This is a genomic window from Pseudomonas sp. MYb60 (assembly GCF_002979555.1).
GTDB lineage: Bacteria > Pseudomonadota > Gammaproteobacteria > Pseudomonadales > Pseudomonadaceae > Aquipseudomonas.
In genome coordinates this window covers 270,562-295,811 of record NZ_PCOZ01000007.1, presented here as the reverse complement: position 1 = coordinate 295,811, position 25,250 = coordinate 270,562, and the positions used below count along the sequence as shown (strand labels likewise).

The following is a 25,250-nucleotide window of genomic DNA, read 5'->3' as shown; positions in this document are numbered from 1 at the left end:
CAGGAGAGGTCCTTATGCGGTTAACCGGTTTGACACATCAATGGATATTCGGCGTGCTGTGCGGGGTCGCCAGCAGTGCCGTGATTGCCGCCAGCAGCGGCCAGGACAGTGCCCGGGAGGAAATCGCCGCCCAGGCAAAAGCGCTTGAGCCGACACTGCTGGAAACCCGACGCGACATCCATGCCCACCCGGAACTGGGCAACACCGAGACCCGTACAGCCGAACTGGTCGCCAAACAACTGCGAGACCTGGGCCTTGAGGTGAAAACCGGCGTCGCCCGCACGGGCGTCGTGGCGGTACTGAAAGGCGCCCTGCCCGGCCCCACCGTCGCCCTGCGCGCCGACATGGATGCGCTGCCGGTGAAGGAAGTCGCCGACCTGCCCTTCGCCTCCAAAGCCAAAGGCACCTACCTGGGCAAGGAAGTCGACGTGATGCACGCCTGTGGTCACGATGCCCACGTCGCCATCCTGCTGAGCACGGCGAAGATTCTTACCGGCATGCGCGAACGCCTGCCGGGCACCGTGGTGTTCTACTTCCAACCGGCCGAGGAAGGCCCTAGCGACTTCATCCCCGACGGCAAGAACACCTGGGGCGCAAAAATGATGGTGCAGGAAGGCGTGATGAAAGCGCCCAAGCCAGACGCGGTGTTCGGCCTCCACGTATGGGCCGGTGTGCCCGCCGGCCAGATTGCCTACCGTCCGGGACCGACCCTGGCCAGTTCGGATGACCTGCGCATCAAGATCCTTGGCAAACAGACCCACGCCGGTCGCCCCTGGGACGGTATCGACCCGATCACCGTGGGCGCGCAAACCATCGTTGGCCTGCAGACCGTGGTCAGCCGCCGCACCGACATCTCGTCATTTCCCTCGGTGGTGAGCATTGGCACCATCAACGGCGGCACGCGCTACAACATCATTCCAGAGTCGGTGGACATGAGCGGCACCATTCGCTCCTACGACTATGGCATCCGCCAGAAACTGCACGCGGATGTCCGACAGACCGTGGAAAAAATCGCCGAAAGCGGTGGCGCCAGGGCCGAAGTCACCATTATTGAGAAATACGACCCCACCATTAACAACCCGGCACTGACCGAAAAAATGCTGCCGAGCCTGCGTTGGGCGGCCAAGGATGACGTGGTGCAGGGCCCACTCGTGGGTGGCGCCGAAGACTTCTCGTTTTATGCCAAGGAGGCGCCGGGGCTGTTTGTGTTCCTGGGCGTGACGCCAAGGGACCAGGACATGAGCAAGGCGGCGCCTAACCACAATCCGGGATTTTTTGTGGATGAATCGGCGCTGGTGGTGGGGGTGAGGACGTTGGCGTCGTTGGCGACGGACTACCTGTACGCCAACCAGGCACTGTAAAGCTTTTCTGAGGGAGCGGGCTCGCTCGCTCCCTCAGTGGGTCGCGGTGTATCAGTGGGTCAGCGCAGCGCCGTCCATTTTCTGGCGCAGGCTCAGGGGGCGCATGTCGGTCCAGGTTTCTTCGATGTAGGCCAGGCACTCCTTCTTCAGGCCGCTCTTGCCCACGGTACGCCAACCATCCGGCACGGCTTTGTAGTCGGGCCAGATGGAATACTGTTCTTCATGATTGACCACTACCTGAAACAGGATGTCGTCGCGGTCGAATACTGAGGTCATTGCTGTTCTCCATCGCTGAAAGACTGGCTGCGCAACGCGCGCAGCACGGATATCTGTAGAAACGTACCAAGGCGTCGAAAAATTAGAGACTGGCCACTGCTGCCGCCAGGGCGCGGCCGAAGATCTCGGCGACCCGGTCGACTTCGGCCGCCGTGATCACCAGCGGCGGCAGGAAGCGCACCACGCTGCCGTGCCGCCCGCCCAACTCCAGGATCAGGCCGCGCTTGAGGCATTCGCGCTGCACCAAAGGCGCCAACTGGCGGTGCACGGGCGGGTGGCCCTGGATGTCCGCCGCGCCATGCGGGTCCACCAGCTCGACGCCGAGCATCAGCCCGCGACCGCGAATGTCGCCAAGGTGCGGGAAGTCACGCTGCAGGATGCGCAAGTGTTCGCCGAGACGTTCGCCCATCGCCGCCGCATGGCCGGCCAGGTTGTGTTCCTTGAGGTAGCGCATCACCGCCGAGCCGGCTGCCATTGCCATCTGATTGCCTCGGAAGGTCCCGGCATGGGCACCCGGCAGCCAGGTGTCGAGCCAGTCGCGGTAGACCATCACCGCCAGGGGCAGGCTGCCGCCGATGGCCTTGGACATCACCACCACGTCCGGGACGATGCCGGCGTGTTCAAACGCAAACATTTTGCCGGTGCGGCCAAAACCGCTCTGGATCTCATCGACAATCAGCGCCACACCGGCCTGCTCGGTGATGCGGCGCAGGCCGCGCAGCCAGTCGAGATCGGCGGGGATCACGCCGCCCTCGCCCTGCACCACTTCAACGATCACCGCCGCCGGCAGCGCCACGCCCGCTTCCGGGTCATTCAGCAGGTTTTCCAGGTAATGCAGGTTGACCCGCACCCCCTCAGCACCGCCGAGGCCGAACGGGCAGCGATAGTCGTAGGGGAATGGCAGGAATTGCACGCCACTGCTGAGCAAAGCGCCCAAGGGTTTCTTCGGCCCCAGGCTGCCCATCAGGCTCAGTGCACCCTGGCTCATGCCATGGTAGCCGCCTTGGAACGACAGTACGGTGCTGCGTCCGGTGGCAGTGCGCACCAGTTTCAACGCAGCTTCCACCGCGTCGGTGCCGGTGGGCCCGCAGAACTGGATCTTCGCCTGCCGCGCCAGCTCGACCGGCAACAGGCCAAACAGGTCCTGCACGAACTGATCCTTGATCGGTGTGGTCAAGTCCAGGGTGTGCAGGGGCAACTCGTCCGCCAGTACCTGCTGAATCGCCTCGATGACGACCGGGTGGTTGTGCCCCAGCGCCAACGTACCGGCCCCGGCCAGGCAGTCGATGAAAGTGCGACCTTCCACATCCTCTACATAGATGCCCTTGGCGCGTTTGAGCGCCAGGGGAATACGCCGCGGGTAACTGCGGGCGTTCGATTCCTGCTGGCGCTGGCGAGCGAGCAACGGGCTGTCGTCGAACTGGTAAAGCGTTTCTTGAAGCGGAGCGTGTTCGATATGGCTGATAGCGACGGACATTGCTCGATCCCTCATCTGATTCCTGTTCTGGAAACGGCTCAGCGAGGAAAGGATTTAGTGATCGCCGAGCATTAACTGATGGATGAAGGGCGCTCGACTTCACAGCCCCTGGTATTTTTCATTCAACGCATACAGGATCGCGCAGGTTTCCGCGTCCAGAAATCCACAGTAATCCCTGGCCCGAAAGTGCATCTGAAAGGCCCGCGTACGCTGTTCAAACGCTTGCCGATTCTTGGCCGGCGCGTACCCGTAGCGCTGGAACGCCCGCTCCACCTCTACCTCCGGCGGCAAGCCGAGGCAGAACCGGCGTTGGTACATTGCCCGCGACGCCTCGTCAAACCACGCGCCCACACCCGCTTCATGCAGGCCGCGCCACGGCAGTCGAGGCCCCGGGTCGCTCTTGCGCCCGTAGGCGACGTCCGAGTGCCCGAGGATGTCGGTGGGTCCAATCTGCGGATTCCGCCCGAGGATGTCGCGAAGCAGCGCAATCAACACCGAGATTTGCTCGTCTGCGAACGTGGGAAAGGTGAACACACCCTTGTCATCCCGCGCCAGGTTGACGATCTCGATGCCAATCGAGCGGCTATTGAGGTTCTCCCGACCGCGCCAGTGGCTGACCCCGGCGTGCCAGGCTCGCTTGCCCTCGTCCACCAGGCGAAACACGCGCAGCTCGTCATAACCGGCGGCGCGGTAGCTCGACTCATCCGGGTCGGGCAACAGATAGTGTGCGCTGACCCCCTCCTGGGTCAGCACGCGCAGGGAGGGGGCAAAAGGCGCCGCCGTGTAATGCAGGACCACCTGCCGCACGGGCTCGTCGCCCCGTTCGTTGAAGCCCCTGGCGGGAAAACTGGTATCGATCACCAACATAAACGCTGTCCTTTTCCAATTCAGGCCAAATCATTCGGCCCGTTCAAGCGCAAAAAATTACCGCCATCCTGAAGGCGTGGATCTCAGGCGGGCGGTAACTATGTGTGGCTTGAAAGGAAAAAATCAGCGACGCAGCGGCATACCCAAATCGACGCGCAGCCCATCGGCCTGGCTGTCGAATGTCAACGAGCAGCCACACCGCTGCACAATCGCCTGAACGATCGCCAGGCCCAGGCCACAGCCTTCGCTGCTGCCGTTGCGCCAGAAACGCTGGGTCAGGTATTGCAGGTCTTCACTGGAGATCTGCTTGCCGTGGTCACGCACCCGGAACACCACCTGATCGGCGGTGGTGAATACGCTGAGTGCCACCCGGGTATCCGCCGGAGTGTGACGCAAGGCGTTGTCCAGCAAGTTGCGCAGGGCCGCGACCGCCAGGCCCACCGGCATTTCCACCGGTGTGTCGGTGAGGTTGTCCGGCAGGAGCAGGTCGATGCGTTGATTGTCGCCGGCGTTGGCGTCCTGGATCGCCAACCGTGCGACCTCCTCGGCGCTGGACTGCACGCCATCGTCAAACGACAGGCTGCCCTCCACCCGTGCCAGCAGCAGCAATTGCTCCAGGGTACGGTGCAAACGGTCGGCGCCCTCCTCGGCATGGGCCAGGGATTGGTCGCGGGCCGCACCGTCGGTCATGCGCGCCACTTGCAGGTGGGTCTTGATCGCCGTCAACGGGCTGCGCAGTTCGTGGGCGGCATCGCCCGTGAGGCGGCGCTCGCGTTCGATGGTCTTGGCGATGCGTTGCAGCAGTTGGTTCTGGGTGTCGAGCAGCGGTTTGAGTTCGCTCGGCAGTGGGTGGATCTGCAGTGGCTCGAGGGAATCGGCGCTGCGCCGCATCAGCGCGTCACGCATGCGATTGAGCGGCAGCAGGCTCTGGCCGATGCCCAGCCACAACAGGCACAGGCAACCCAGCATCGCTACGCCCACGGGCACAGAAGCCGCGAGCAGGATCGACATGTTCAACGCCTCGCGCTCCACCTGGCGGTCGGCCGTGGTGATCAGCAGGTCGCCCCGGGACAGGGTAAAACTGCGCCAGCCCACGCCGTCGATGACCTGGTCGCGAAAGCCGCTCTTGCGCGACTCCAGCCCCTCTTCGGGCGTGGTGTGGCTGCGCGCGAGGATTTCCCCGCGCAATGAACTGACCTGGCAGGCCATGCCGCCCGGCACCTTGAGGTGTTCGGCACTGAAATGCGCACCGCCACTGACGCTGGCCAGTCCCGGCATCTGCTCGGTGAGCCCGGCGACCATCCGCGCCGACGCCACCAGGCGCTGATCGAGGGAAAACATCATCTGATTGCGCAAGTCGTTGAGCATCCAGGCCGCCGCGAGGGCCCAGATCAACACAAAAGCGGCTCCCAGCTTGAACGTCAGGCGCAGGCGCAGGCTTTTCACGACGGGCTGTCTCCACCGTCAGCCGGCCCCAGGCGGTAGCCGAGGCCGCGCACGGTCTCGACGATGCCGTTGCCCAATTTGCGTCGCAGGTGGTGGATGTGCACGTTCAACGCGTTGCTTTCCAGCTCGTCGTTGAAACCGTAGACGCTGTCCTTGAGTTGCTCGCTGGACAACACGCGGCCCTTGTTGTGCAACAGGGCTTGCAGCAACGCTTGCTCACGGCGCGACAGGTCCACCGGTTCGCCACCCAATAAGGTTTCGCGGCTGCTGGGGTCGTAGCTCAGGCGGCCGTGTTCGATCAGGTTGACGCTGCGCCCCGCCACCCGGCGCAGCAAGGTTTGCAGACGTGCGGCCAATTCCCGCAGGTCGAAGGGTTTGAGCAGGTAGTCATCGGCGCCGGCTTGCAGGCCGTCGACGCGGTTGGTCACTGAATCTCGTGCGGTGAGGATCAGTACGGGAATCTCGAGGCCCTGGCTGCGCTGTTGTTGCAGCAGCTTGAGGCCGTCTTCGTCGGGCAGGCCGAGGTCGAGCACCATGATGTCGAAGGTCGCGGCCTTGAGCATCGCGCGTGCAGCCGAAGCCGTGGCCACGCGCTCGACGGTAAAGCCCTGGGCGGTGAGGCCGGCCACGATGCCGCTGGCGATCAGTTCGTCGTCTTCACAGACCAGTACGTGCATGGTGAACCCTTCATGAATGATGGGGTGATTAAAGGGGCAGCGGATTAAGCGCAGATTATGCCGTGAAAAGAGGCGCGCTCAGAGATTCCCTACACTCTAGAATAGCCTCCGGTTAATCATCGGTTAATCAACACCACACATTGTGTGCCCACTTGCAACGAATCAAGGCTTGATCATGCGGCATTTTTTTATCTTTCTGCTGGTGGTGTTCGCGGGGGTGGCCCAGGCCAACGACCCTTTCGCGACCAAACCCGACTTCCTCCCGGTGGGCAAAGCCTTCACCTTTACTTCCGAACGTCTCGACAGCGGCGAGACCCAACTGTATTGGCAGATTGCCGACGGTTATTACCTGTACCAGCAGCGCATGAAATTCGACGGCCTGGCCGAAAAACCCGTGCTGCCCCAGGGTGAAGCCCATAGCGATGAGTTCTTCGGCGAGCAACAAGTGTATCGCCAGGGCCTGGAAGTGAAGATCCCCGCCGGCGTCACCGGCAAGGTCAAGCTCGGCTGGCAGGGCTGCGCCGATGCGGGCCTGTGCTATCCGCCGCAATCGCTCACCGTGGACCTGGGCGGCAACCCTGCCGTCGCGGCCACCGCCGAAGCCCAGGACCAGAGCCTGGCCAGCGGCTTGCAGCAACGCAGCCTGGGTTGGAGCCTGCTGGTGTTCTTTGGCCTGGGCCTGCTGCTGGCGTTCGCGCCCTGTTCGCTGCCGATGCTGCCGATTCTTGCCGGCCTGGTGGTCGGCAGTGGCGCCAGCCCGCGCCGCGGTTTTGCCCTGGCCAGCAGCTATGTGGTGTGCATGGCACTGGTGTATGCGGCACTTGGCGTACTCGCCGCGCTGCTCGGCGGCAACCTCGCCGCCTGGCTGCAAACGCCGTGGATTCTTGGCAGTTTCGCCGCCCTCTTCGTGATCCTGGCCCTGCCGATGTTCGGCTTCTTTGAGCTGCAGTTGCCGGCCTTCCTGCGCGACCGCCTCGACAACGTCAGCCGCCAGCAAAGTGGCGGCAGCCTGGTGGGTGCCGGCGTGCTCGGCGCGCTGTCCGGCCTGCTCGTGGGCCCGTGCATGACCGCCCCCCTGGCCGGCGCCCTGCTCTACATCGCCCAGAGCGGCAATGCGCTGCACGGCGGCCTGATCCTGTTCGCCATGGGCATTGGCATCGGTATCCCGCTGTTGCTGCTGGTCACCGTGGGCAACCGCTTCCTGCCCAAACCCGGCACCTGGATGAATGTCCTCAAGGGCATCTTCGGCTTCCTGTTCCTCGGCACCGCCGTGCTGATGATTCGCCCGGTGGTCGGCGAAAGCCTGTGGATTGGCCTGTGGGGCGCGCTCGCGCTGATCATGGCCTACAGCGGCTGGGCCCTGGCCCGCGAATACGGCCTGGCCGCCAAGGTATTCGGCGCCGGCTCGCTGGTGCTGGGCCTGTGGGGCGCGGTGCTGGTGGTAGGCGCGGCCGGTGGCAGCGATGACCTGTGGCAACCGCTCAAGGTCTACAGCGGCACGCAGGTCGCCGGGGCACCCACCGCCCACGACGCCTTCATGACCCTCAGCGACCCTGCCGTGCTGCAGAACCAGCTCGACAGCGCCAAGGCCCAGGGCCAATGGTTGCTGGTGGATTACTACGCCGACTGGTGCGTGTCGTGCAAGATCATGGAAAAACAGGTGTTCGGCAAACCAGAAGTACTCGCCGCCCTGAAAGACGTGCGCCTGCTGCGCCTGGACGTCACCGCCGACAACGCGGCCAGCCGCGAACTGCTCGGTCGCTACAAGGTGCCAGGGCCACCCAGCTTCGTGTGGATCGGCCCGGACGGCGAAGAACGCCGCGCCCAGCGCATCACCGGCGAAGTCGACGCCGACGCCTTCCTGCAACGCTGGACCCAAGCCCGGGACGCCCTCTGATGCTGACCCTGACCATCGGCACCTTCGCCATTGCCCTGAATCACATCCTGCTGATTGGCGCGCTGATTCTCGCCACCCTGGTGGGCTGGCGCGTGGCCAAGCGCGGTGGCGAGAACCCGGAGTCGGTGCTGTTCAGCCTGTTCCTGCTGGGCATGCTGGCGGCGCGGGTGAGTTTCGTGCTGATGTACTGGAGTGACTACCGCAACGACTGGCTGCAGATGGTCGACCTGCGCGACGGCGGTTTCCTCGCCTGGCCCGGCGTGGTCGTGCTGATCCTCGGCGCGCTTGCCTACGGCTGGAAACGCCCGGCCCTGCGCAAGCCGCTGAGCGCTGGCGTGATCACCGGCCTGTTGTTCTGGGGCATGACCAGCCTGGCATTGCACCTCTATGACAAGGGTTCGCAGTTGCCGGAAATCACCCTGCGCAACGCCAATGGCGAGGTGGTGGAGTTGAGCAGCTACAAGGGCGGCCCGCTGGTGATCAACCTGTGGGCCACCTGGTGCCCGCCGTGCCGTCGCGAAATGCCGGTGCTGGAGCGCGCGCAACACCAACGCCCCGACGTGACCTTCCTGTTCGTCAACCAGGCCGAGAGCATGCAGAGCGTCAGCACCTTCCTCGCCACCCAGGGCCTGACGCTGGACAACGTGCTGTTCGACGCCAGTGGCCGGCTCGGCCAGGCCGTGGGCTCCATGGCCCTGCCGACCACCTTGTTCTACAGCGCCGATGGCCGCCTGCTCAACAGCCACCTCGGCGAACTGTCCCAGGCCAGCCTGGCCCGTGCCATGGAACCCTTCGACACCGTCCCCACAAGGAAACCCACATGCCAAGCCTCCGCCACCTGCTGACCCTGCTGCCGCTGACGCTTGCAGCCACCCTGGCCCAGGCCGAAGAATGGCCCGCGCCGATCAAACAGATCGAGGCCAAGGGCGCCAAAATCATCGGCAAGTTCGACGCCCCCAGCGGCCTCACCGGCTACGCCGCGCAATACCAGAACCGGGGCATGGCGCTGTACCTGACCGCCGATGGCAAAAGCGTGATCGCCGGCAACCTGTACGACGCCCAGGGCAATGACCTGAGCAGCGCGCCCCTGGAAAAACTGGTGTATGCGCCGATGGCCAAGGAAGTCTGGGCCAAGATGGAAAACAGCAGTTGGATCCAGGACGGCGACGTCAAGGCGCCGCGCATCGTCTACCTGTTCAGCGACCCCAACTGCCCTTACTGCAACATGTTCTGGGAACAGGCCCGCCCATGGGTGAAAGCCGGCAAGGTGCAGCTGCGCCACATCATGGTCGGCATCATCCGCGAAGACAGCGCGGCCAAATCCGCCGCGCTGTTCGCCGCCAAAGATCCGCAAAAAGCCCTGGAAGAACACGAAGCCGCCGGCAAGGGCAGCAAGTTGCAGGCGCTGGCCAAGATCCCGGCAGATATCGAGGCCAAGCTGGACAGCAACATGAAGTTGATGGATGAGCTCGAGTTGTCGGCCACGCCGGCGATTTTCTATCTGGATGACAAGGGTGGGTTGCAGCAACAGCAGGGGGCGCCGTCGCCGGAGAAGTTGGTGAAAATCCTGGGGCCGAAATAGGCGGCGACTGCACTGGCGCTTTCGCGCGCAAGCCAGCGCCCACATTTGAAGGTATTCACACCTTTCCATCGGTGAACACCTTCAAATGCGGGAGCGGGCTTGCCCGCGAAGAGGCCCTGACAGGCAATGACGATTAAAGTCCCTCCAACTCCGCCATCAAATCACTTAACCGATCCACCTTCTCCGCGCTGATTTCATTCCCCGCCAACCCGTCGATGTACTCAGCCAACTCCGCCACCGTGCTGCACTCGAACATCGCCCGCAACGGCACATCCCGCTGCAAGGTCTTCTGCACCCGCGAAGCAATCTGCGTGGCCAGCAACGAGTGCCCGCCCAGTTCGAAGAAGTTGTCCTGCACCCCTACCCGCTCCACCTTCAGCACCTCGGCCCAGATCGCGGCCAGGACAGACTCCAGTTCATTGCGCGGCGCCAGGTAGTCCTGGCTGTGCAACTGGCCGATCTCCAGCGCTGGCAAAGCCTTGCGGTCGAGTTTGCCGTTGGCGTTCAGCGGCAGGCGCTCAAGCCACAGCCAGTGCAAGGGCACCATGTATTCCGGCAGTTCGGCACGCAGGCGTTGCTTGATGCGGTCCAGGCGTTCGCTTGGGGTCAGGGCTTCATCGGCGGCCACCAGGTAGCCGACCAGGTGCTTGCCGTTGACGCCTTCCTGCACGCCCACCGCTGCGTCGCGCACGTGCGGTTGCTCATGCAGGCGCGCTTCGATTTCGCCCAGTTCGATGCGGTAGCCACGAATCTTCACCTGATGGTCGACACGCCCGACGTACTCCAGCACGCCGTCGCTGCGCCGGCGCGCCAGGTCGCCGGTGCGATACAGACGCTCGCCCGGCGCGCCAAACGGGTTCGGCACAAACACTGGTGCGGTGCGCAGCGGGTCGCTGACGTAGCCGCGCCCAACGCCGGTACCGGCCACGCACAACTCGCCGACCGCGCCTTGGGGCACCAGCTCCAACGCGCCGTCCAGCAGGTACAGACGGTTGTTGTCGGTCGGCGTGCCAATCGGCAGGTAAGTGCCACGGGTCGATGCCAGGTCAACGCGGAAGAAGGCCACGTCATCCGAACACTCCGCCGGGCCATAGGCGTTGACCAGTCCAATCTCGGGATAACGCTGCAACCACTGGTGCGCCAGCTCAGGGGGCATCGCTTCACCGGTCGGCAGCATCCAGCGCAGACCGTCGAGGTTGATGCGATCCTGGGCGAGCATGCCCTGGATCAACGACGGCACGCTCTCCAGCACCGTAATGCCTTGCACCTGGACATGCTCAAGCAAACCGTGCGGATCGTGGGCCAGCACGTTCGGCACGATGTCCACCCGCGCACCGAACAGCGGCGCGGCCAGGAACTGCCACACGGAAATATCGAAACTTTGCGAGGCGGTTTGCGCGATCACATCCGTGTCGCTCAAGGCCAGGTAAGGCACCTTGCTCAACTGGTTGTTGAGCATGCCGCGCTGTTCCACCATCACGCCCTTGGGCAGGCCGGTGGACCCCGACGTATAGATCACGTAGGCGAGGTTGTCCGGGCCGCTGTAGATGCCAGGGTTGGCGCCACGGGCCGGCACTTCTTCCCACACCAGCAACTGGCAGTCGAAGCCCTCCAGCAATTCGATGGCCTGCTCGCGGCATGCCTCGGTGCACACCAGCAACGGTGTGCGGCTCAGTTCAAGGATGCTGCGCAGGCGCTGGCTCGGCAGGCCCGGGTCCAGCGGCAGGTAACCGGCACCGGCCTTGAAGCTGCCGATGATCATGCCCAGCAGGTCGAGGCTGCGCTCGGCCAGCAACGCCACCGGCTGATCCAGGCCGACACCCGCTGCGATCAACGCGTGGCCCAAGCCGTTACTGCGGCGGTTCAGTTCGTCATACGTCCACTGCTGGTCCAGGCAACTCGCGGCAACCCGTTGCGGATGCGCGGCCACTTGGGTTTCGAACAGCTCGATATAGCTGCTGTGCAGCGGGTAATCGTGTTCGCTCTGGTTGCAGCCCTCTACGAGAAATTCACGCTCCTGCTCGCCAATCAGCGGCAGTTCGGCCATGTCGCCATGGAAGCCCTGTACCAGCGCGAGCAGCAGGCGCTTGAACTCGCCGAGCATGCTTTGCACGGTGGTTTCGTCGAAGTAGCGCTGGTCGTAGGACAGGTGCAAGCCGAGGTCATCGCCCGGGTAGCACACCGCCGTCAGTGGGAAGTTGGTGTGGGTGCGGCCGGAGTCCGAGGTGGCATTCAGGCTTTGTGCGCGGTCCAGCACCGAGACTTCCACCGGCGCGTTTTCGAACACGAACAGGCTGTCGAACAGCGGCTGGCCCTTGGGCAGTTCGCTGTGCTCCTGGATCGTCACCAGCGGCAGGTATTCGTACTCGCGCAGCTGCATGTTGCTGTCGAGCAGGCCGCTCAGCCACTGGCGCACGCTGCACGGTTGATCGTCCTCGGGCAGTTTCACCCGCAGCGCGATGCTGTTGATGAACAGGCCGACGGTGCGCTGCATCTCGGGCATTGCCACCGGGCGCCCGGCCACGGTGACGCCGAACACCACGTCACGGTCGCCGCTCACACGGCGCAGCACCAACGCCCATGCCGCCTGGGCGAAGGTGTTGACGGTGAGCTGATGGGCCTGGGCCAGTTCACGCAGCTGTACACCGTTGCGGGCATCGAGGCGGGTGTAGCAGTCGCCCACCACCATGCCGCCGTGGCCCGCGTGGTCACGCAGGAACGGCCGGTCGCTCGGGATCGGCGTGGTGCGCTCGAAGCCTTGCAGGTTCTGCTGCCACCACTGGCGCGCCTCGGCGAGGTTCTGGCGTTGCAGCCACGCGATGTAGTCGCGGTAGCGGGGCGGCGCGGCCAGTTGCGCGTCGCGGCCTTCGCCCAGCGCCAGGTAGAGTTCGAAGAAGTCGTTCATCAGCAATGAGCGGCACCAGGCATCGATAAGGATGTGGTGGTTGCTCATCATGAACCAGTAGCGTTCGGCGCCTACCCGGATCAAACGCAGGTGGAACGGCGCCTGGTTGAGCAGATCGAAACCCGCCTCACGCTCGGCCTTGAGCAAGGCTTGCAGGCGCGGTTCCTGTTCGGCTTCCGGGTCGGCACTCCAATCCAGGTACTCAATCGGCGTGCTGCCCGGCGTGTGGATCACTTGCAGCATGTCTTCGCCGACGTTCCAACAGAACGATGCGCGCAGGGCCTCGTGACGGGCGATCACTGCCTGCCAGGCCTGGGCAAAACGCTCGGGGTCGAGGGCGCTATTGATACGGTAGCGGTCCTGCATGTAGTACAGGCCGGTGCCCGGTTCCAGCAGGGTGTGCAGCAACAGGCCTTCCTGCATTGGGGTCAGCGGGTAGACGTCTTCGATGGCACTGGCGGCAATCGGCAAGCTGTCGAGTTGCGATTGGGTCAGGTGCGCCAGCGGGAAGTCGGACGGCGTGAGGCCGCCAACGTCGTCCTGGAGGCAGTGGGCAACCAAACCCTGCAGCTCGGCGAGGTAGGCGTCAGCCAGTTCGCGAATGGTCTGGGGGGCATGGCGTTCACGGCTGAAGGTCCAGCGCAGCACCAGCTCACCGGCGTACACCTGGCTGTCGACGCTCAAGACGTTGGGCAGCGGCGCGTTCGGGTCATGGGCGAGGCCGGCGGATGCGTCCAGCGGATGGAACAGCGCGTCGCTACCAAAGCTCTGGTCGAACTGGCCGAGGTAGTTGAAGGTGATCTCGGCGCCGGGCAGCGCGGCCATGCTGTGCTGGATCAAGTCGTCGGCCAGGTAGCGCAGCACGCCATAGCCCAGGCCCTTGTGCGGCACGCCGCGCAGTTGTTCCTTGATCGCCTTGATCGACGCGCCCTGCTCCGCCTGCGGTGTCAAACGCAGCGGGTAAGCGCTGGTGAACCAGCCGACGCTACGGGTCAGGTCGAGGTCATCGAACAGCGGTTCGCGGCCATGGCCTTCCAATTGGATCAGCGCCGATTCGTGGCCGCTCCAGCGGCACAGCACGCGGGCCAGGGCGGTCAGCAGCAGGTCGTTGACCTGGGTGCGGTAGGCGCTCGGCGCCTGTTGCAGCAACTGACGGGTGCGCTCGGCGTCCAGGCGCACACTGACGGTGTCGGCGTCGCGGTGGCACAGCGAACCTTGCGGACGGTCCACCGGCAAGGCCACAGCCGGGCCGGCCAACTGGTCTTGCCACAGGGCCAGTTCTTCGCGCAGGGACTCGCTGCTGGCATAGGTCTGCAGGCGCGCGGCCCAGTCACGCAGGGCGCTGGTCTTGGCCGGCAGGCTGACGGACTGGCCGTCGCTCAACTGGCGGTAGACGTTCTGCACGTCCTCGAGCAGTACGCGCCACGAGACACCATCCACCACCAGGTGATGGATCGCGATCATCAGGCGTTGCTGGCCTCCGGGGCCGTCCACCAGCAAGGCGCGCAGCAGCGGGCCATTGTGCAGGTCGAGGCTGCGCTGAGTGTCTGTGAACAGCGCCGCACACTGGTCCATGTCGCGCACCTGTGCCTGCATCAGCACGCCGCCCTGGGGCACGGCCAAGTGTTCGGCGTGCCACTGCGCGTCGCGTTTGGAGAAGCTCAAGCGCAAGGCATCGTGGTGTTCCAACACGGCCAGCAGGGCGTGTTCCAGCCGATGCGGCTCCAGCAGTTGCAGCGGCTTGAGCACCAGCGCCTGGTTCCAGTGCTGGCGCTGGGGGATCTCGGTGTCGAAGAACCAGTGCTGGATCGGCGTCAGCCCCGAGCGGCCAGTGAGCAGGCCCTGCTCCGCCATGACCCGCTCGGAACGTGTGGCAACACCGGCCAGGGTCTGCACGGTCTGGTGCTGGAACAGGTCGCGGGGGCTGAAATGAAGCCCTGCCTGACGCGCGCGGCTGACCACCTGAATCGACAGGATCGAGTCGCCGCCCAGCTCGAAGAAGTTATCGTCCAGGCCGACTTGCTGCACGTTCAACACGGCTGCCCAGATGGCTGCCAGGGTTTGTTCCCGCTCATTGCGCGGCGCCACATACTGTTGGCGATTGGCCTCGGGGTCCGGCTGCGGCAAGGCGCGGCGGTCGAGCTTGCCGTTGGCGGTGAGCGGCATGCTGTCCAGCACGATCAGGTGCGCGGGCACCATGTAGTCCGGCAGTTGCGCCTTGAGGTGGGCCTTCAGCGCGTCACGCAGGGCGCCATGCTCGGCATCGCTGACCAGGTACGCGACCAGCTGTTTGCCGCTCGGCGCATCCAGCGCCAGCACCACCGCTTCACGCACGGCGTGGTGTTCCAGCAGGCGGGTTTCGATCTCGCCCAACTCGATGCGGAAACCGCGGATCTTCACCTGATGGTCGATCCGCCCCAAGTACTCCACCAACCCGTCGGCGCGTTGGCGCACCAGGTCGCCGGTGCGGTACAGGCGCCCGCCATTGCGAACGAACGGGTCGGCGACAAAACGCTCGGCAGTCATGCCCGGACGCTGGTGATACCCCTGCGCCAGGCCGGCGCCGCCGACGTACAACTCGCCCGTCGCGCCTTGAGGCACCAACGCCAGGTCAGCGTCGAGAATGTAGGCCACGCGGTCACCGATGATGCTGCCGATCGGCACGCTGCCGGCGCCCTCCTCCAGTTGCTCCGGGGCCAGGCTGGCCAGCGGCATCACCACGGTTTCGGTCGGGCCGTAGGCGTTGAAGAACACTTGGGGCTGGAACGCCGCGCGGATGCGCTGCAGGTGTTCGCCGGTCAGCGCCTCGCCGCCGGTGATGCACATGCGCACCGGCAAAGTCTGTTGCTGGGTCGCGAGCCACTGCGCCAGTTGGCTGCCGTAGCTCGGGGTGAAGCCCAGGATGTTGATGCCATGGGTGCGGATCAGCGTGCAGATTTCTTCCGCGTCCCACTGGCCCTGGGCGCGCAGAACCACCTGCGCGCCGCTGAGCAACGGCACCAGCAGACGCTCGGTGGCGGCGTCGAAGTTGATCGAATAGAAGTGCAGCTCGCAGTCATCCGCGCGCATGCCGAAACGCTCGATCACCGCCGCGCAATGCATGGCGATTTCCCCGTGGGACACCACCACGCCTTTCGGCTTGCCGGTGGACCCGGAGGTGTAGATCAGGTACGCCTGATGCTGCGCCAGGCTGATAAATGGCAGTTCCTGCGCCGGGTAGTGGGCGAGCATCGGCAGGTCATCCTCCAGGCACCAGCACGCGACGCTCGCCGGCAGCTCGCCAAGGGCCTGGAACATCGCCGCATCACTGAGCAGCAGGCCGATGCCGCTGTCGTCGATCATGTAGTGCAAACGGTCCAGCGGGTACTCCGGGTCCAGCGGCACATAGGCGCCGCCGGCCTTGAGGATCGCCAGCAGGCCGACCACCATGTCCAGCGAGCGCGGCAACGCCAGGCCGACGCGCACCTGCGGGCCGACGCCGCGCTCGCGCAGCATCCAGGCCAGGCGATTGGCGCGTTCGTTCAGTTCGCGGTAGCCAAGGGTTTCGCCGGCGAACGTCAGCGCAGGCGCATCACCACGGCTCGCAGCCTGTTGGCTGAACAGGCTGTGAATGCACTGGTCGAGGCGATGCTCACCGGTTTCGACCCCCAGGCTGTCCTGCAAGGCGCGTTGTTCGTCGGCGCTCAGCAACGGCAGTTCACTGAGGCGTTGTTGCGGATCGGCGATCAGCGCTTCCAGCAGGTTGCGCCAATGCTCGGCCATGCGCGCAATGCGCGGCTCGTCGAACAGGTCAGTGCTGTAGGTCAGGCAGCAACCCAGGCGATGGTCGAGGTCGGTGACTTCCAGGTTGAGGTCGAACTTGGTCGCGCGCGCATCGTTGGCCAGGTACTCGACGGTCATGCCAGCCAGTTCGCGGCGTTGCTGGAATTCCCAGCGCTGCACGTTGCACATCACCTGGAACAGCGGGTTGTAAGCGGCGCTGCGCGGTGGCTGCAAGGCTTCCACCAAATGGTCGAAGGGCAGGTCCTGATGAGACTGGCCTTCGATCACGGTGTGGCGCACCTGCTCGAACAGCTCGGCGACCGGCATTTGCCCGTTGAGCTGGCAGCGCAGCACCTGGGTGTTGAGAAATGCGCCGATCAAACCTTCGCTTTCCGGGCGGATGCGGTTGGCCACGGGCGCGCCGATGCGCAGGTCGTTCTGGCCGCTGTAGCGGTAGAGCAACACGGCCAGGGTGGCGGTCATGGTCATGAACAGGGTCAGGCCGCGTTCGGCATTGAAGGCGCGCACGCGGGCGGCCAGCTCATCGCTCAAATCGAAGCGGTACAGCTCGCCCTGGTGGCTTTGCACCGCTGGGCGTGGACGGTCGCCGGGCAATTCCAGCAGCGGGTGTTCGCTGCCCAATTGAGTGGTCCAGTAATCCAGTTGACGCTGGCGCTCGCCGGACTCCAGCCACTGGCGCTGCCACACGCTGTAGTCAAGGTATTGCACCGGCAACGGCGCCAGCGGCGAAGCACGCTCGTCGATGAAGGCTTCGTACAACGCGCTGAGTTCACGGGCAAAAATGTCCATGGCCCAGCCTTCGGTGACGATATGGTGCAGGGTCAGCACCAGGTAGTGCTCGCGCTCGCCGGCCTTGACCACGCAGGCGCGCAGCAGCGGGCCGGTTTCCAGGTTGAACGGGGTGTGCGCCTCATGGTCGGCGAGTTGCTGCAGGCGTTGCTGGCGTTCGGTGTCATTCAGCGCCGAGAAATCCTGCCAGTCCATGCGCAGGCCGGTCTGCGCCGCGACCTTCTGATAGGCCACGCCGTCGACGCTCGGGAACGTGGTGCGCAGGGTTTCGTGGCGCATGACCAAGGCCTGCAGCGCGGCCTCGAAGCGGCCCACGTCCAGCACACCGCGCAGGCGCGCCATGCCGCCGACGTTGTATGCCGGGCTGTCGGGCTCCATCTGCCACAGGAACCACATGCGTTGCTGAGAATACGACAACGGCACCCGCTGGCGGCGGTCCACCGTGGCGATGGCGGTCTGCTGGTTGCGCTGCCCGGAGGCCTGGATCAAGCCGACTTGCTCGGCAAACGCGCCCAGCTCACTGGCGTCGAACAAGGTGCGCAGCGGCAGCTCGACGTCACAGGCCTGGCGGGTTCGCGAGATGATTTGCGTGGCCAGCAATGAGTGCCCACCGAGGGCGAAAAAGTCATCGCGCAGGCCGATGCGTGACAGGCCGAGCACTTCGCGCCAGATCGCGGCAACCTGCTGTTGCAGGGCCGTTTCGGGTTCGACGTGTTCGCGGGTTTGCCACACCGGTTCGGGCAAGGCGCGCCGGTCGAGTTTGCCGCTGGGGCTCAGGGGCATGGCGTCCAGGCGCATCAGCAGCGCGGGCACCATGTATTCCGGCAGCTCGGCGGCCAGGGCGATCTTGACCTCGTCTTCGTCCAACGCGGTGTGGGCGGTGTAGTAGCCGATCAACTGCGCCTCGCGCACCAGCACCACGGCCTGGGCGATGCCGTCGAGGGCCAGCAGGCGCGCTTGGATTTCTTCCGGCTCTACACGGAAACCGCGCAGCTTGACCTGCTGGTCGAGGCGACCGAGGTATTCGATCACGCCGTCGGCGCTCCAACGCGCACGGTCACCGGTGCGATACAGGCGAGCACCGCCGTGGTCGGCGACAAACCGCTCGGCCGTCAGCCCGGCGCGGCCGAGGTAACCCCTGGCCAGGCCGAGACCGCCGATGCACAGTTCACCCGGCACGCCCAGCGGCACGGGGTTGAGCTGCTCGTCGAGCACGCGGCAGATCACATTGCCCAGCGGGCGGCCAATCGGCGAGCGCTCGCCGTCTTCCGCGCGGCAGTGCCAGTGGGTCACGTTGATCGCGGTTTCGGTCGGGCCATAACGGTTGTGCAACTGCACCGCCGGCAACTGCGCCAACACGCGGTTGCGCAGTTCGGCGGGCAAGGCTTCGCCGCCGGAGAACAGGCGCCGCAGGCTGGTGCATTCAGCCACCAACGGCTCCTCGATGAACAGCTGCAACAACGGCGGCACAAAGTGCAGCGTGGTCACGCCGTGCTGCTGCACCAACTGCGCGATGCGGTGCGGGTCGCGGTGTTCGCCGGGGCCGGCCAGCACCAGGCGGCAACCGCTGATCAGCGGCCAGAAGCATTCCCACACCGACACGTCGAAGCTGATCGGCGCTTTCTGCATCAGCACATCGGTGTCATTCAGTGAGTAGGTGGCCTGCATCCACTGCAAGCGCTCGGCCAGGGCCGCATGGGTGTTGCCAACGCCCTTGGGCTGGCCGGTGGAGCCGGAGGTGTAGATCACGTAGGCAAGGTTGTCGCCGTGCAGGTGCAGGCCCGGCGGCTGGGTCGGCCAGCTGTCGAGGTGCAGGCTGTCCATGGCGATGACGCTGACGCCCTGCGCCGCGGGCAATTGCGCCAGCAACGGGGTTTGGGTCAGCAGCAGTTCGACGCCGCTGTCCTTGAGCATGAAGGCCAGGCGCTCGGCGGGGTAGTCCGGGTCGAGCGGCACATAGGCGCCGCCGGCCTTGATGATCGCCAGCAGGCCGATCAGCAATTGCGGCGAACGCTCGGCGGCGATGGCCACGCAGACATCCGGGCCGACGCCTTTGTCGCGCAGGTAATGGGCCAGGCGGTTGGCCTGGGTGTGCAGTTGGGCGAAGGTCAGGCTGCCGTCCTGCCAGACCAGCGCGGTGCTGTCCGAGGTGTGCAGCTCGAGCAATTGCGGCAGCCACTGTTGGGCCGGTGCGCAGGGCGCTTCGCTGTAAAGCGCCTGTTCGTCGTTTTGCATCAGCGTGAGCTCGCCGATGGCCTGCTGGGGGTTGTCGCACACAGCGTGCAGCAGGTTGATGAAGTGCCCGGCCAGGCGCTGGACGGTGGCGGCGTCGAACAATTCGTCGGCGTAGTCGAACGACAGGCTCAGGCGCCCGTTGTGGTCTTCTTCGCTGTGCAGTTGCAGGTCGAACTTGGCCTCGCGGCTGTGCCACGGCAGCTCGTCGGCGAGCATGCCCGGCAGGCGGCGCAAGGCGCTGAGATCACGTTGCTGGTGGTTGAACATGACCTGGAACAAGCCGTGTTCGCGGGCCTGTGGGAAAGCTTCCAGCAGTTGTTCGAAGGGCAAGTCCTGGTGCGCCTGGGCGCCCAGGGCTGTCTGGCGGGTGGTTGCCAACAGCTCGTCGAACGGCAAGCGTCCATCGAGTTCGGCGCGCAACACCAAGGTGTTGATGAAGAAGCCGATCAGGCCTTGAGTTTCCTGGCGCGGGCGGTTGGCGTTGGGCACGCCGATGCGGACATCGCGCTGGCCGCTGTAGCGGTAGAGCAAGGTCTGGAACGCCGCCAGCAACAGCATGAACGGGGTGGCCCCATGGGCCTGGGCGGTGTGGCGGATCGCGTCGCTGAGGCTGATGCCCAGGCGCACGCTATGGCGCGCGGCGCTGTGACGGTGCTGCGCCGAACGTGGGTGATCGGTGGCAAGGTCGAGGCGCGGGTGTTCGTCGCCGAGCTGGTTTTTCCAGTAGGCCAACTGGCGCTGACCTTCGCCTTCGGCCAGCCATTGGCGCTGCCAGCTGCCGTAGTCGGCGTACTGCAGGGCCAGGGGTGGCAGCGCCAGGGCTTGGCCCTGGGAGGCGGCGGCGTAGAGGCGCGAGAATTCGTCGATGAGGATGTTCAGTGACCAGCCATCCGCGATGATGTGGTGCAAGGTCACCAGCAGTTGGTGGTCTTCATCATCCAGGCGCACCAGGGTCACCCGCAGCAGCGGGCCTGTTTCCAGGTCGAACCGGGTGCGGGCTTCGTCCTCACGGATCTGCTGCGCGCGGGCTTCGCGCTCGGCGCCGGGCAGGTCGCCGAGGTCAATGATGTGCAAGTCGAATCGAGTGGTGGCGTCCACGCGTTGGAAGGCGTGGCCATCGCGCTCGTAGAAGCGCGTGCGCAGCGCTTCGTGGCGCTGGATCAACTGCTGGAAACTGGACCGCACGGCGTCCTCATCCAGCTCGCCGCGCAGGCGCAGGGCGCCGGGGATGGTGTAGGCGCTGCTGCTCGGGTCCAATTGCCAGGTGATCCACAGGCGGTTTTGTGCCAGGGATTGGGGCAGTTCGTCCTGGCGCGACAGGCTGTGGATCGCGCCTTGAGCGACACCACCATCCTGCTGCAATTGCGCGACGCTGGCAGCAAAGGCTTGCAGGGTCGGCGCTTCGAACAGCAGGCGCAGGTTCAGCTCCAGGCGGAGGGTTTCACGCAGGCGCACGACCACCTGGGTGGCGGTGATGGAGTTGCCGCCGAGCAGGAAGAAATGGTCATCGGCGGCCACGCTGGGCACTTTCAGGTGTTCGCACCAGATGGCTGCGATCTGGCGCTGCAATTCGGATTCCAGCACCCCGTCACCGGCAGCGGTTTGCAGCGTGGGGAACTGCGCATATTGGTCAAGGCTGCCATCGGCATGGCGGAGCGCGCACGCCGCACGCTGCACCTTGCCGCTGGAGGTCTTGGGCAAGCCGCCAGGGTTGAGCAGCACCACCACGCTCGGCGCCTCTTGACAAGCCTCGGCCACCGCTTGGCGGATGGCTTTGATCAAGGCTTCAGACGGCAGGATTTTCTGCACGCTGCGACTGATTTCAGCCGCAATGCCGATCCCCTCCAGGCCCTCTTCCTGCACCGAAAACGCCGCGACCCGGCCCTTGCGCACCCCTTCCACTTCGCGCTCGAGGGTCTGTTCGATGTCCTGCGGATACAGGTTGTGGCCGCGCACGATCAGCAGGTCTTTCAACCGCCCGGTGATGTACACCTCGCCAAAGCGGATAAAGCCCAGGTCACCGGTGCGCAGCCAGGTCCGGCCGGCATGTTGCACGAAGGTCTTGGCCGTGGCCTCGGGGTTGCGCCAGTAGCCGTGGGCGATGCTCGGTCCCGTGGCCCAGAGTTCGCCGACGCAGTTGTCGGGCAGTTCGGCAAGGGTATGTGGATCCGCAATGAGCACCGCATGGTCCGGCTGACTGGTGCCGCAACTCATGATCGCACTGCCCTGCCCCGGCTCGGCGCGGTTGGCGGCCAGGGCCTGCTCATCGACACGCAACGCCGGGATGCCGCGACCGCGGGTGCCACCGGCGACGAACAGGGTCGCCTCGGCCAACCCGTAGGAGGCGAAGAAATGGTCCGAGGTGAAGCCGCATGTCGCGAACTTCTCGGCGAAGCGTTCCAGGGTGTCGAGGCGGATCGGTTCGGAGCCCGAATAGGCGACGCGCCATCGGCTCAAGTCGAGGCGCTCCAGGGCCGAATCGCTGACCCGTTCGCTGCACAGGCGGTAGGCGAAATCCGGGCCGCCACTGATGGTGCCGCCGTATTCGCTGATCGCTTCGAGCCAGCGCAAGGGCCGGCCGAGGAAGTACGCCGGCGACATCAGCACACAGGGCACGCCGCTGAAGATCGGTTGCAGCAGGCCGCCGATCAGGCCCATGTCGTGGTACAGCGGCAGCCAGCTGACAATCACGTCGTCCGGGTTCAAATCGATGCCGAAACCGCGACGGATCAACACTTCGTTGGCCACCAGGTTGCCGTGGCTGACCTGCACGCCCTTGGGCAACGCGGTGGAGCCGGAGGTGTATTGCAGGAAGGCGATGTCGTCAGGGTGCAGGTCGGGGGCGATCCAACTGTCGGCGTCCTGCAAGGTATCGACACTCATCACCGGCGGCGCGTTGTCGATCTGCGCCAGGCCATCGGCGAGGCTGGCGATGGTCAACAGCAGGCGCGGCTCGGCGTCCGCGATGATCGACAGCAGGCGCTCCTGATGATGCCGGCGAGTGGACTCCGGCGGATAGGCCGGCACGGCGATGACCCCGGCGTACAGGCAACCGAAAAACGCCGCGACATAGTCCGGGCCGCTGGGGAACAACAGCACCGCACGGTCACCCAGCGCGGCATTGGCTTGCAACGCGGCGGCGATGGTGCGGGCGCGTCGGTCCAGGTCGCGGTAACTGAGCACGACGCTGTGCTCGGCGGACTCGGCCAGGAAGCGCAGGGCTACCTGGTCCGGGCTCTGGGCGGCGCGACGTTGAAGGGACTGGACCAGGGTGCGGGGAAGTTCGAAGGCGTCCATCATGGGGTTCCTGCCTGAAATCGGCTTACGGGGAAATCGGGGAAGTGGGGGGCGTTCAGCCAGCGGCCAGTTGCCGCGCCACACTGTTGCGCCAGCGCGCCAGGTGCTCGTCGGCGTAACGACGCAGGCAGCGCAGCACGGCGCTTTCGTGCTGGGTGATGAAGAAGTGGTGGCCGTCGAACATGTCCAGGGAAAAGCCGCTGGCGGCGTCGCGTTGCCAGTCGAGCAACTGGTCGACACGCACGCTGTCCTGCTTGCCGCCGAACACGTGGATCGGCATCTCCAGCGGCGCACGCTGGCCGTAGCTGAAGCTGCCGCAGAGCAGGAAGTCGGCGCGCAGGATCGGCAGCATCAGCGCCATCAATTCGGGATTGGCCAAGGCCTCTTCGGCGGTGCCTTTGAGCTCGCGCAGGCGGGCGATGAGGTGTTCGTCGGTCTTTTCGACCGCGTATTCGCTGACATCCCGACACGCCGGCCCGGCAGTACCGGAGGCGAACAGTGCCAGTGGCGCGGGGGCGTTGCGGGCGTTCAGGGCATGTACCAGTTCGAAAGCCAGCAAGCCGCCGAGGCTGTGGCCGAACAAGGCGTAGGGGCTGCTCAGGTCGCGGCAGATCTCATCGGCAAGCTGTGCGGCCAAGGCCTTGATATCGCGCTGCAGGGGTTCGTCCATGCGCATGCCGCGACCGGGCAATTCCAGCGGGCAGACCTGCAGCCATTCCGGCAAAGACCGGCGCCAGCGTGCGTAAACCATCGCACTGGCGCCCGAGTACGGCAGGCAGAACAGGCGCAATCGCGTTGCAGTACTCATCCCTTGAGGACTCCAGACTGAAACACGCTGTGTGCACGATAGAAACCCATCTCGCCCTCCTGCGGGTGCTGATCCTTGGTCGTTTTGCTAACAGACCTGTCACCCTTGAGAACGGACGGCACCGCCAAATAATTAGTCGCGGGAGGGGAGCGAGACGTGGTTCACAACGCAAAAAATCGCATAGGATTACTTCGTCTTCTCATTTGACAATCATTATCATTCAGCATAATTTGTTGCCCGATGTGTAGGAGGCCTCAGCAAGGACGCCCTCCCCCAACCTTTTTGCAACAAGGTGATTTCCATGACGGAACAAGTATCCACAGGCAGGTGCGACTCACCGCTTCTCCAGGCTTTTGTCGATAATCGGCTGATCCTGGTGAAGATCGCGGCGCGCATTACCGGGTGCCGCTCCCGCGCCGAAGACGTAGTGCAGGATGCCTACTTTCGGCTGCAGTCGGCGCCGACGATTACGTCATCGTTCAAGGCCCAGCTCAGTTATCTGTTCCAGATCGTGCGCAACCTGGCCATTGATCACTACCGTAAGCAGGCCCTGGAGCTCAAGTACTCCGGGACGGAAGAGGAAGGCTTGAATGTGGTTATTCACGGCGCTTCACCGGAAACCTCGCATATCAATTTCAATACCCTGGAAAACATCGCCGACGCCCTGACCGAGCTGCCGCAGCGCACCCGGTATGCATTCGAGATGTACCGTTTGCACGGTGTGCCGCAAAAGGACATCGCCAAGGAACTGGGCGTGTCGCCAACCCTGGTGAACTTCATGATTCGCGATGCGCTGGTGCATTGCCGCAAGGTGTCGGGCAACCATAGCGATACGTTTGCGCGACGGGTTTGAAACACCGCAGCCCATCAGGCTTGTGCTTGTGTGGCGAGGGAGCTTGCTTGCTCTATGTGATGAGCGGGCTTTTTCGCATACATCTCAGGGCACGGGCATCACATCAATGCGATACGGCTCGAAAATTTTCAGCATTTCGCCGTTATCCCGCAGGCGCTTGAGCAACCCGGCAAACGCCTCGCGGGTGATCGGCGCCTTGGGTCGCAGCAACGCGTAGTGGTGGTAGACCTGGTCGATGCGCTCCGACACCAGGAACTGCGCAGCCATCTCGGCATTGCGCGCCATGAAATCACTCAGGTAGGAACGGGTCACCAAGGCGATATCAGCCCGCCCGCGCGCGACCATCAGCAGGTTGCTGTCGTGGGAGTAGGTCAAGCTGGCGTTGAACTGTTCGGCCATGTGCCGGGGGTCGGCGTTGAAGCTCGCAAAGGCGTAGTGATACCCGCTGAATACCGCCAGGCGTTTGCCCTTGAGGTCAGCGAAATAAGCCTGGTCGCGACCCGCCGCACGTTGGGCGACGAAGATTTCTGCGTCTTCCAGGCCCATGTCGACGCTGGTGTGGGGAATTTTCTGCCAGCCCCATTGCGGGTTTTCAAAGATGGCCATGTCAACCCGGCCCTGCTCGAAATCGCGAAAGCGACGAGGAATCGAGGTGGGCACCAGGACAAATTGATAATCGGTTTGCGAGGCGTTGAGCGCTTCCACCAGTTGCGGCAGCAGGCCGGTATCCGCACCCTGCTCGGGGCGCACGGTATAAGGCGGGAAATGCGCCGCGCCGATGCGCACCAATTGCGCCGCCGACACAGGCATGCACCCGGTGCCGAGTGCCCATAAAGTAAGTCCTGCAGCCAGCCGCCATGGCGAACACATCAAGGCACACACACCGTTCAATTCTCTGATGGCGATAAGCTAGGCTTTTTTGTCTGGGGAGACAACTTTCCACCGTCAAATTAATACCTTGCGCCCTTTTGGCCCTTCACAACCCTGCGCACGGGCA

13 protein-coding genes are annotated in these 25,250 nt (G+C 64.6%); 5 read left to right on the top strand and 8 right to left on the bottom strand.

Annotated elements, in window-relative coordinates; genetic code table 11:
* Positions 1-14 precede the first annotated feature (14 nt).
* On the top strand, positions 15-1,361 hold the full coding sequence (locus tag CQ041_RS14720) for an amidohydrolase (protein WP_105523179.1): 1,347 nt from the start codon (positions 15-17) through the stop codon (positions 1,359-1,361).
* Between the two features lie 51 nt (positions 1,362-1,412).
* On the opposite strand, the gene CQ041_RS14715 is transcribed toward CQ041_RS14720, so the two are convergent.
* From CQ041_RS14715 to CQ041_RS14695, 5 genes are all read right to left on the bottom strand, one after another.
* Positions 1,413-1,637 (bottom strand): MbtH family protein, encoded by a 225-nt coding sequence (locus CQ041_RS14715; RefSeq protein ID WP_105523178.1) that lies wholly within the window; start codon positions 1,635-1,637, stop codon positions 1,413-1,415.
* An 82-nt stretch (positions 1,638-1,719) separates the two neighbouring features.
* Positions 1,720-3,114, bottom strand: coding sequence for an aspartate aminotransferase family protein (locus CQ041_RS14710; RefSeq protein WP_105523177.1), 1,395 nt, complete (start codon positions 3,112-3,114; stop codon positions 1,720-1,722).
* A gap of 99 nt (positions 3,115-3,213) precedes the next feature.
* Positions 3,214-3,981: an N-acetylmuramoyl-L-alanine amidase gene (locus CQ041_RS14705; RefSeq protein WP_105523176.1), complete on the bottom strand. Its 768-nt coding sequence runs from the start codon at positions 3,979-3,981 to the stop codon at positions 3,214-3,216.
* 123 nt (positions 3,982-4,104) lie between these two features.
* Entirely contained in the window at positions 4,105-5,427 is a 1,323-nt protein-coding gene (locus CQ041_RS14700) for an ATP-binding protein (RefSeq protein ID WP_105523175.1), read from the bottom strand.
* Positions 5,424-6,104: a response regulator gene (locus CQ041_RS14695; RefSeq protein ID WP_105523174.1), complete on the bottom strand. Its 681-nt coding sequence runs from the start codon at positions 6,102-6,104 to the stop codon at positions 5,424-5,426. The genes CQ041_RS14700 and CQ041_RS14695 overlap by 4 nt, the downstream gene beginning before the upstream one ends.
* Before the next feature lie 175 nt (positions 6,105-6,279).
* Here CQ041_RS14695 and dsbD point away from each other — a divergent pair, with 175 nt between their 5' ends.
* Genes dsbD through dsbG form a run of 3 tightly spaced genes read left to right on the top strand, consistent with a single transcriptional unit; the run spans position 6,280 to position 9,583 of the window.
* The gene (gene dsbD / locus CQ041_RS14690; protein WP_105523173.1) at positions 6,280-8,001 is read left to right on the top strand and encodes a protein-disulfide reductase DsbD; all 1,722 of its coding nucleotides are present in this window, start codon (positions 6,280-6,282) and stop codon (positions 7,999-8,001) included.
* Positions 8,001-8,846, top strand: coding sequence for a TlpA disulfide reductase family protein (locus CQ041_RS14685; protein ID WP_105523172.1), 846 nt, complete (start codon positions 8,001-8,003; stop codon positions 8,844-8,846). Before dsbD ends, CQ041_RS14685 begins: the two co-directional genes overlap by 1 nt.
* Positions 8,822-9,583, top strand: coding sequence for a thiol:disulfide interchange protein DsbG (gene dsbG / locus CQ041_RS14680; protein ID WP_105523171.1), 762 nt, complete (start codon positions 8,822-8,824; stop codon positions 9,581-9,583). The genes CQ041_RS14685 and dsbG overlap by 25 nt, the downstream gene beginning before the upstream one ends.
* A 133-nt stretch (positions 9,584-9,716) precedes the next feature.
* Here the strand turns inward: dsbG and CQ041_RS14675 are convergent, their stop codons facing one another.
* Entirely contained in the window at positions 9,717-22,595 is a 12,879-nt protein-coding gene (locus tag CQ041_RS14675) for a non-ribosomal peptide synthetase (RefSeq protein WP_105523170.1), read from the bottom strand.
* Positions 22,596-22,647: 52 nt separating this feature from the next.
* Positions 22,648-23,400, bottom strand: a complete 753-nt coding sequence (locus CQ041_RS14670; RefSeq protein ID WP_105523169.1) for a thioesterase II family protein — start codon at positions 23,398-23,400, stop codon at positions 22,648-22,650.
* Between the two features lie 301 nt (positions 23,401-23,701).
* Between CQ041_RS14670 and CQ041_RS14665 the strand changes: the two genes are divergently transcribed.
* On the top strand, positions 23,702-24,253 hold the full coding sequence (locus CQ041_RS14665; RefSeq protein WP_027603895.1) for an RNA polymerase factor sigma-70: 552 nt from the start codon (positions 23,702-23,704) through the stop codon (positions 24,251-24,253).
* An 84-nt stretch (positions 24,254-24,337) separates the two neighbouring features.
* Here CQ041_RS14665 and CQ041_RS14660 read toward each other — a convergent pair whose 3' ends face one another.
* On the bottom strand, positions 24,338-25,123 hold the full coding sequence (locus CQ041_RS14660; protein WP_105523168.1) for an ABC transporter substrate-binding protein: 786 nt from the start codon (positions 25,121-25,123) through the stop codon (positions 24,338-24,340).
* Positions 25,124-25,250: the final 127 nt, after the last annotated feature.

Coding starts and splice junctions, on each gene's coding strand:
- CQ041_RS14685 (WP_105523172.1), top strand. CDS start 8,001: ATGCTGACCCTGACCATCGGCACCTTCGCCATTGCCCTGAATCACATC.
- CQ041_RS14720 (WP_105523179.1), top strand. CDS start 15: ATGCGGTTAACCGGTTTGACACATCAATGGATATTCGGCGTGCTGTGC.
- dsbG (WP_105523171.1), top strand. CDS start 8,822: ATGCCAAGCCTCCGCCACCTGCTGACCCTGCTGCCGCTGACGCTTGCA.
- dsbD (WP_105523173.1), top strand. CDS start 6,280: ATGCGGCATTTTTTTATCTTTCTGCTGGTGGTGTTCGCGGGGGTGGCC.
- CQ041_RS14695 (WP_105523174.1), bottom strand. CDS start 6,104: ATGCACGTACTGGTCTGTGAAGACGACGAACTGATCGCCAGCGGCATC.
- CQ041_RS14675 (WP_105523170.1), bottom strand. CDS start 22,595: ATGATGGACGCCTTCGAACTTCCCCGCACCCTGGTCCAGTCCCTTCAA.
- CQ041_RS14715 (WP_105523178.1), bottom strand. CDS start 1,637: ATGACCTCAGTATTCGACCGCGACGACATCCTGTTTCAGGTAGTGGTC.
- CQ041_RS14710 (WP_105523177.1), bottom strand. CDS start 3,114: ATGTCCGTCGCTATCAGCCATATCGAACACGCTCCGCTTCAAGAAACG.
- CQ041_RS14705 (WP_105523176.1), bottom strand. CDS start 3,981: ATGTTGGTGATCGATACCAGTTTTCCCGCCAGGGGCTTCAACGAACGG.
- CQ041_RS14665 (WP_027603895.1), top strand. CDS start 23,702: ATGACGGAACAAGTATCCACAGGCAGGTGCGACTCACCGCTTCTCCAG.
- CQ041_RS14670 (WP_105523169.1), bottom strand. CDS start 23,400: ATGAGTACTGCAACGCGATTGCGCCTGTTCTGCCTGCCGTACTCGGGC.
- CQ041_RS14660 (WP_105523168.1), bottom strand. CDS start 25,123: ATGTGTTCGCCATGGCGGCTGGCTGCAGGACTTACTTTATGGGCACTC.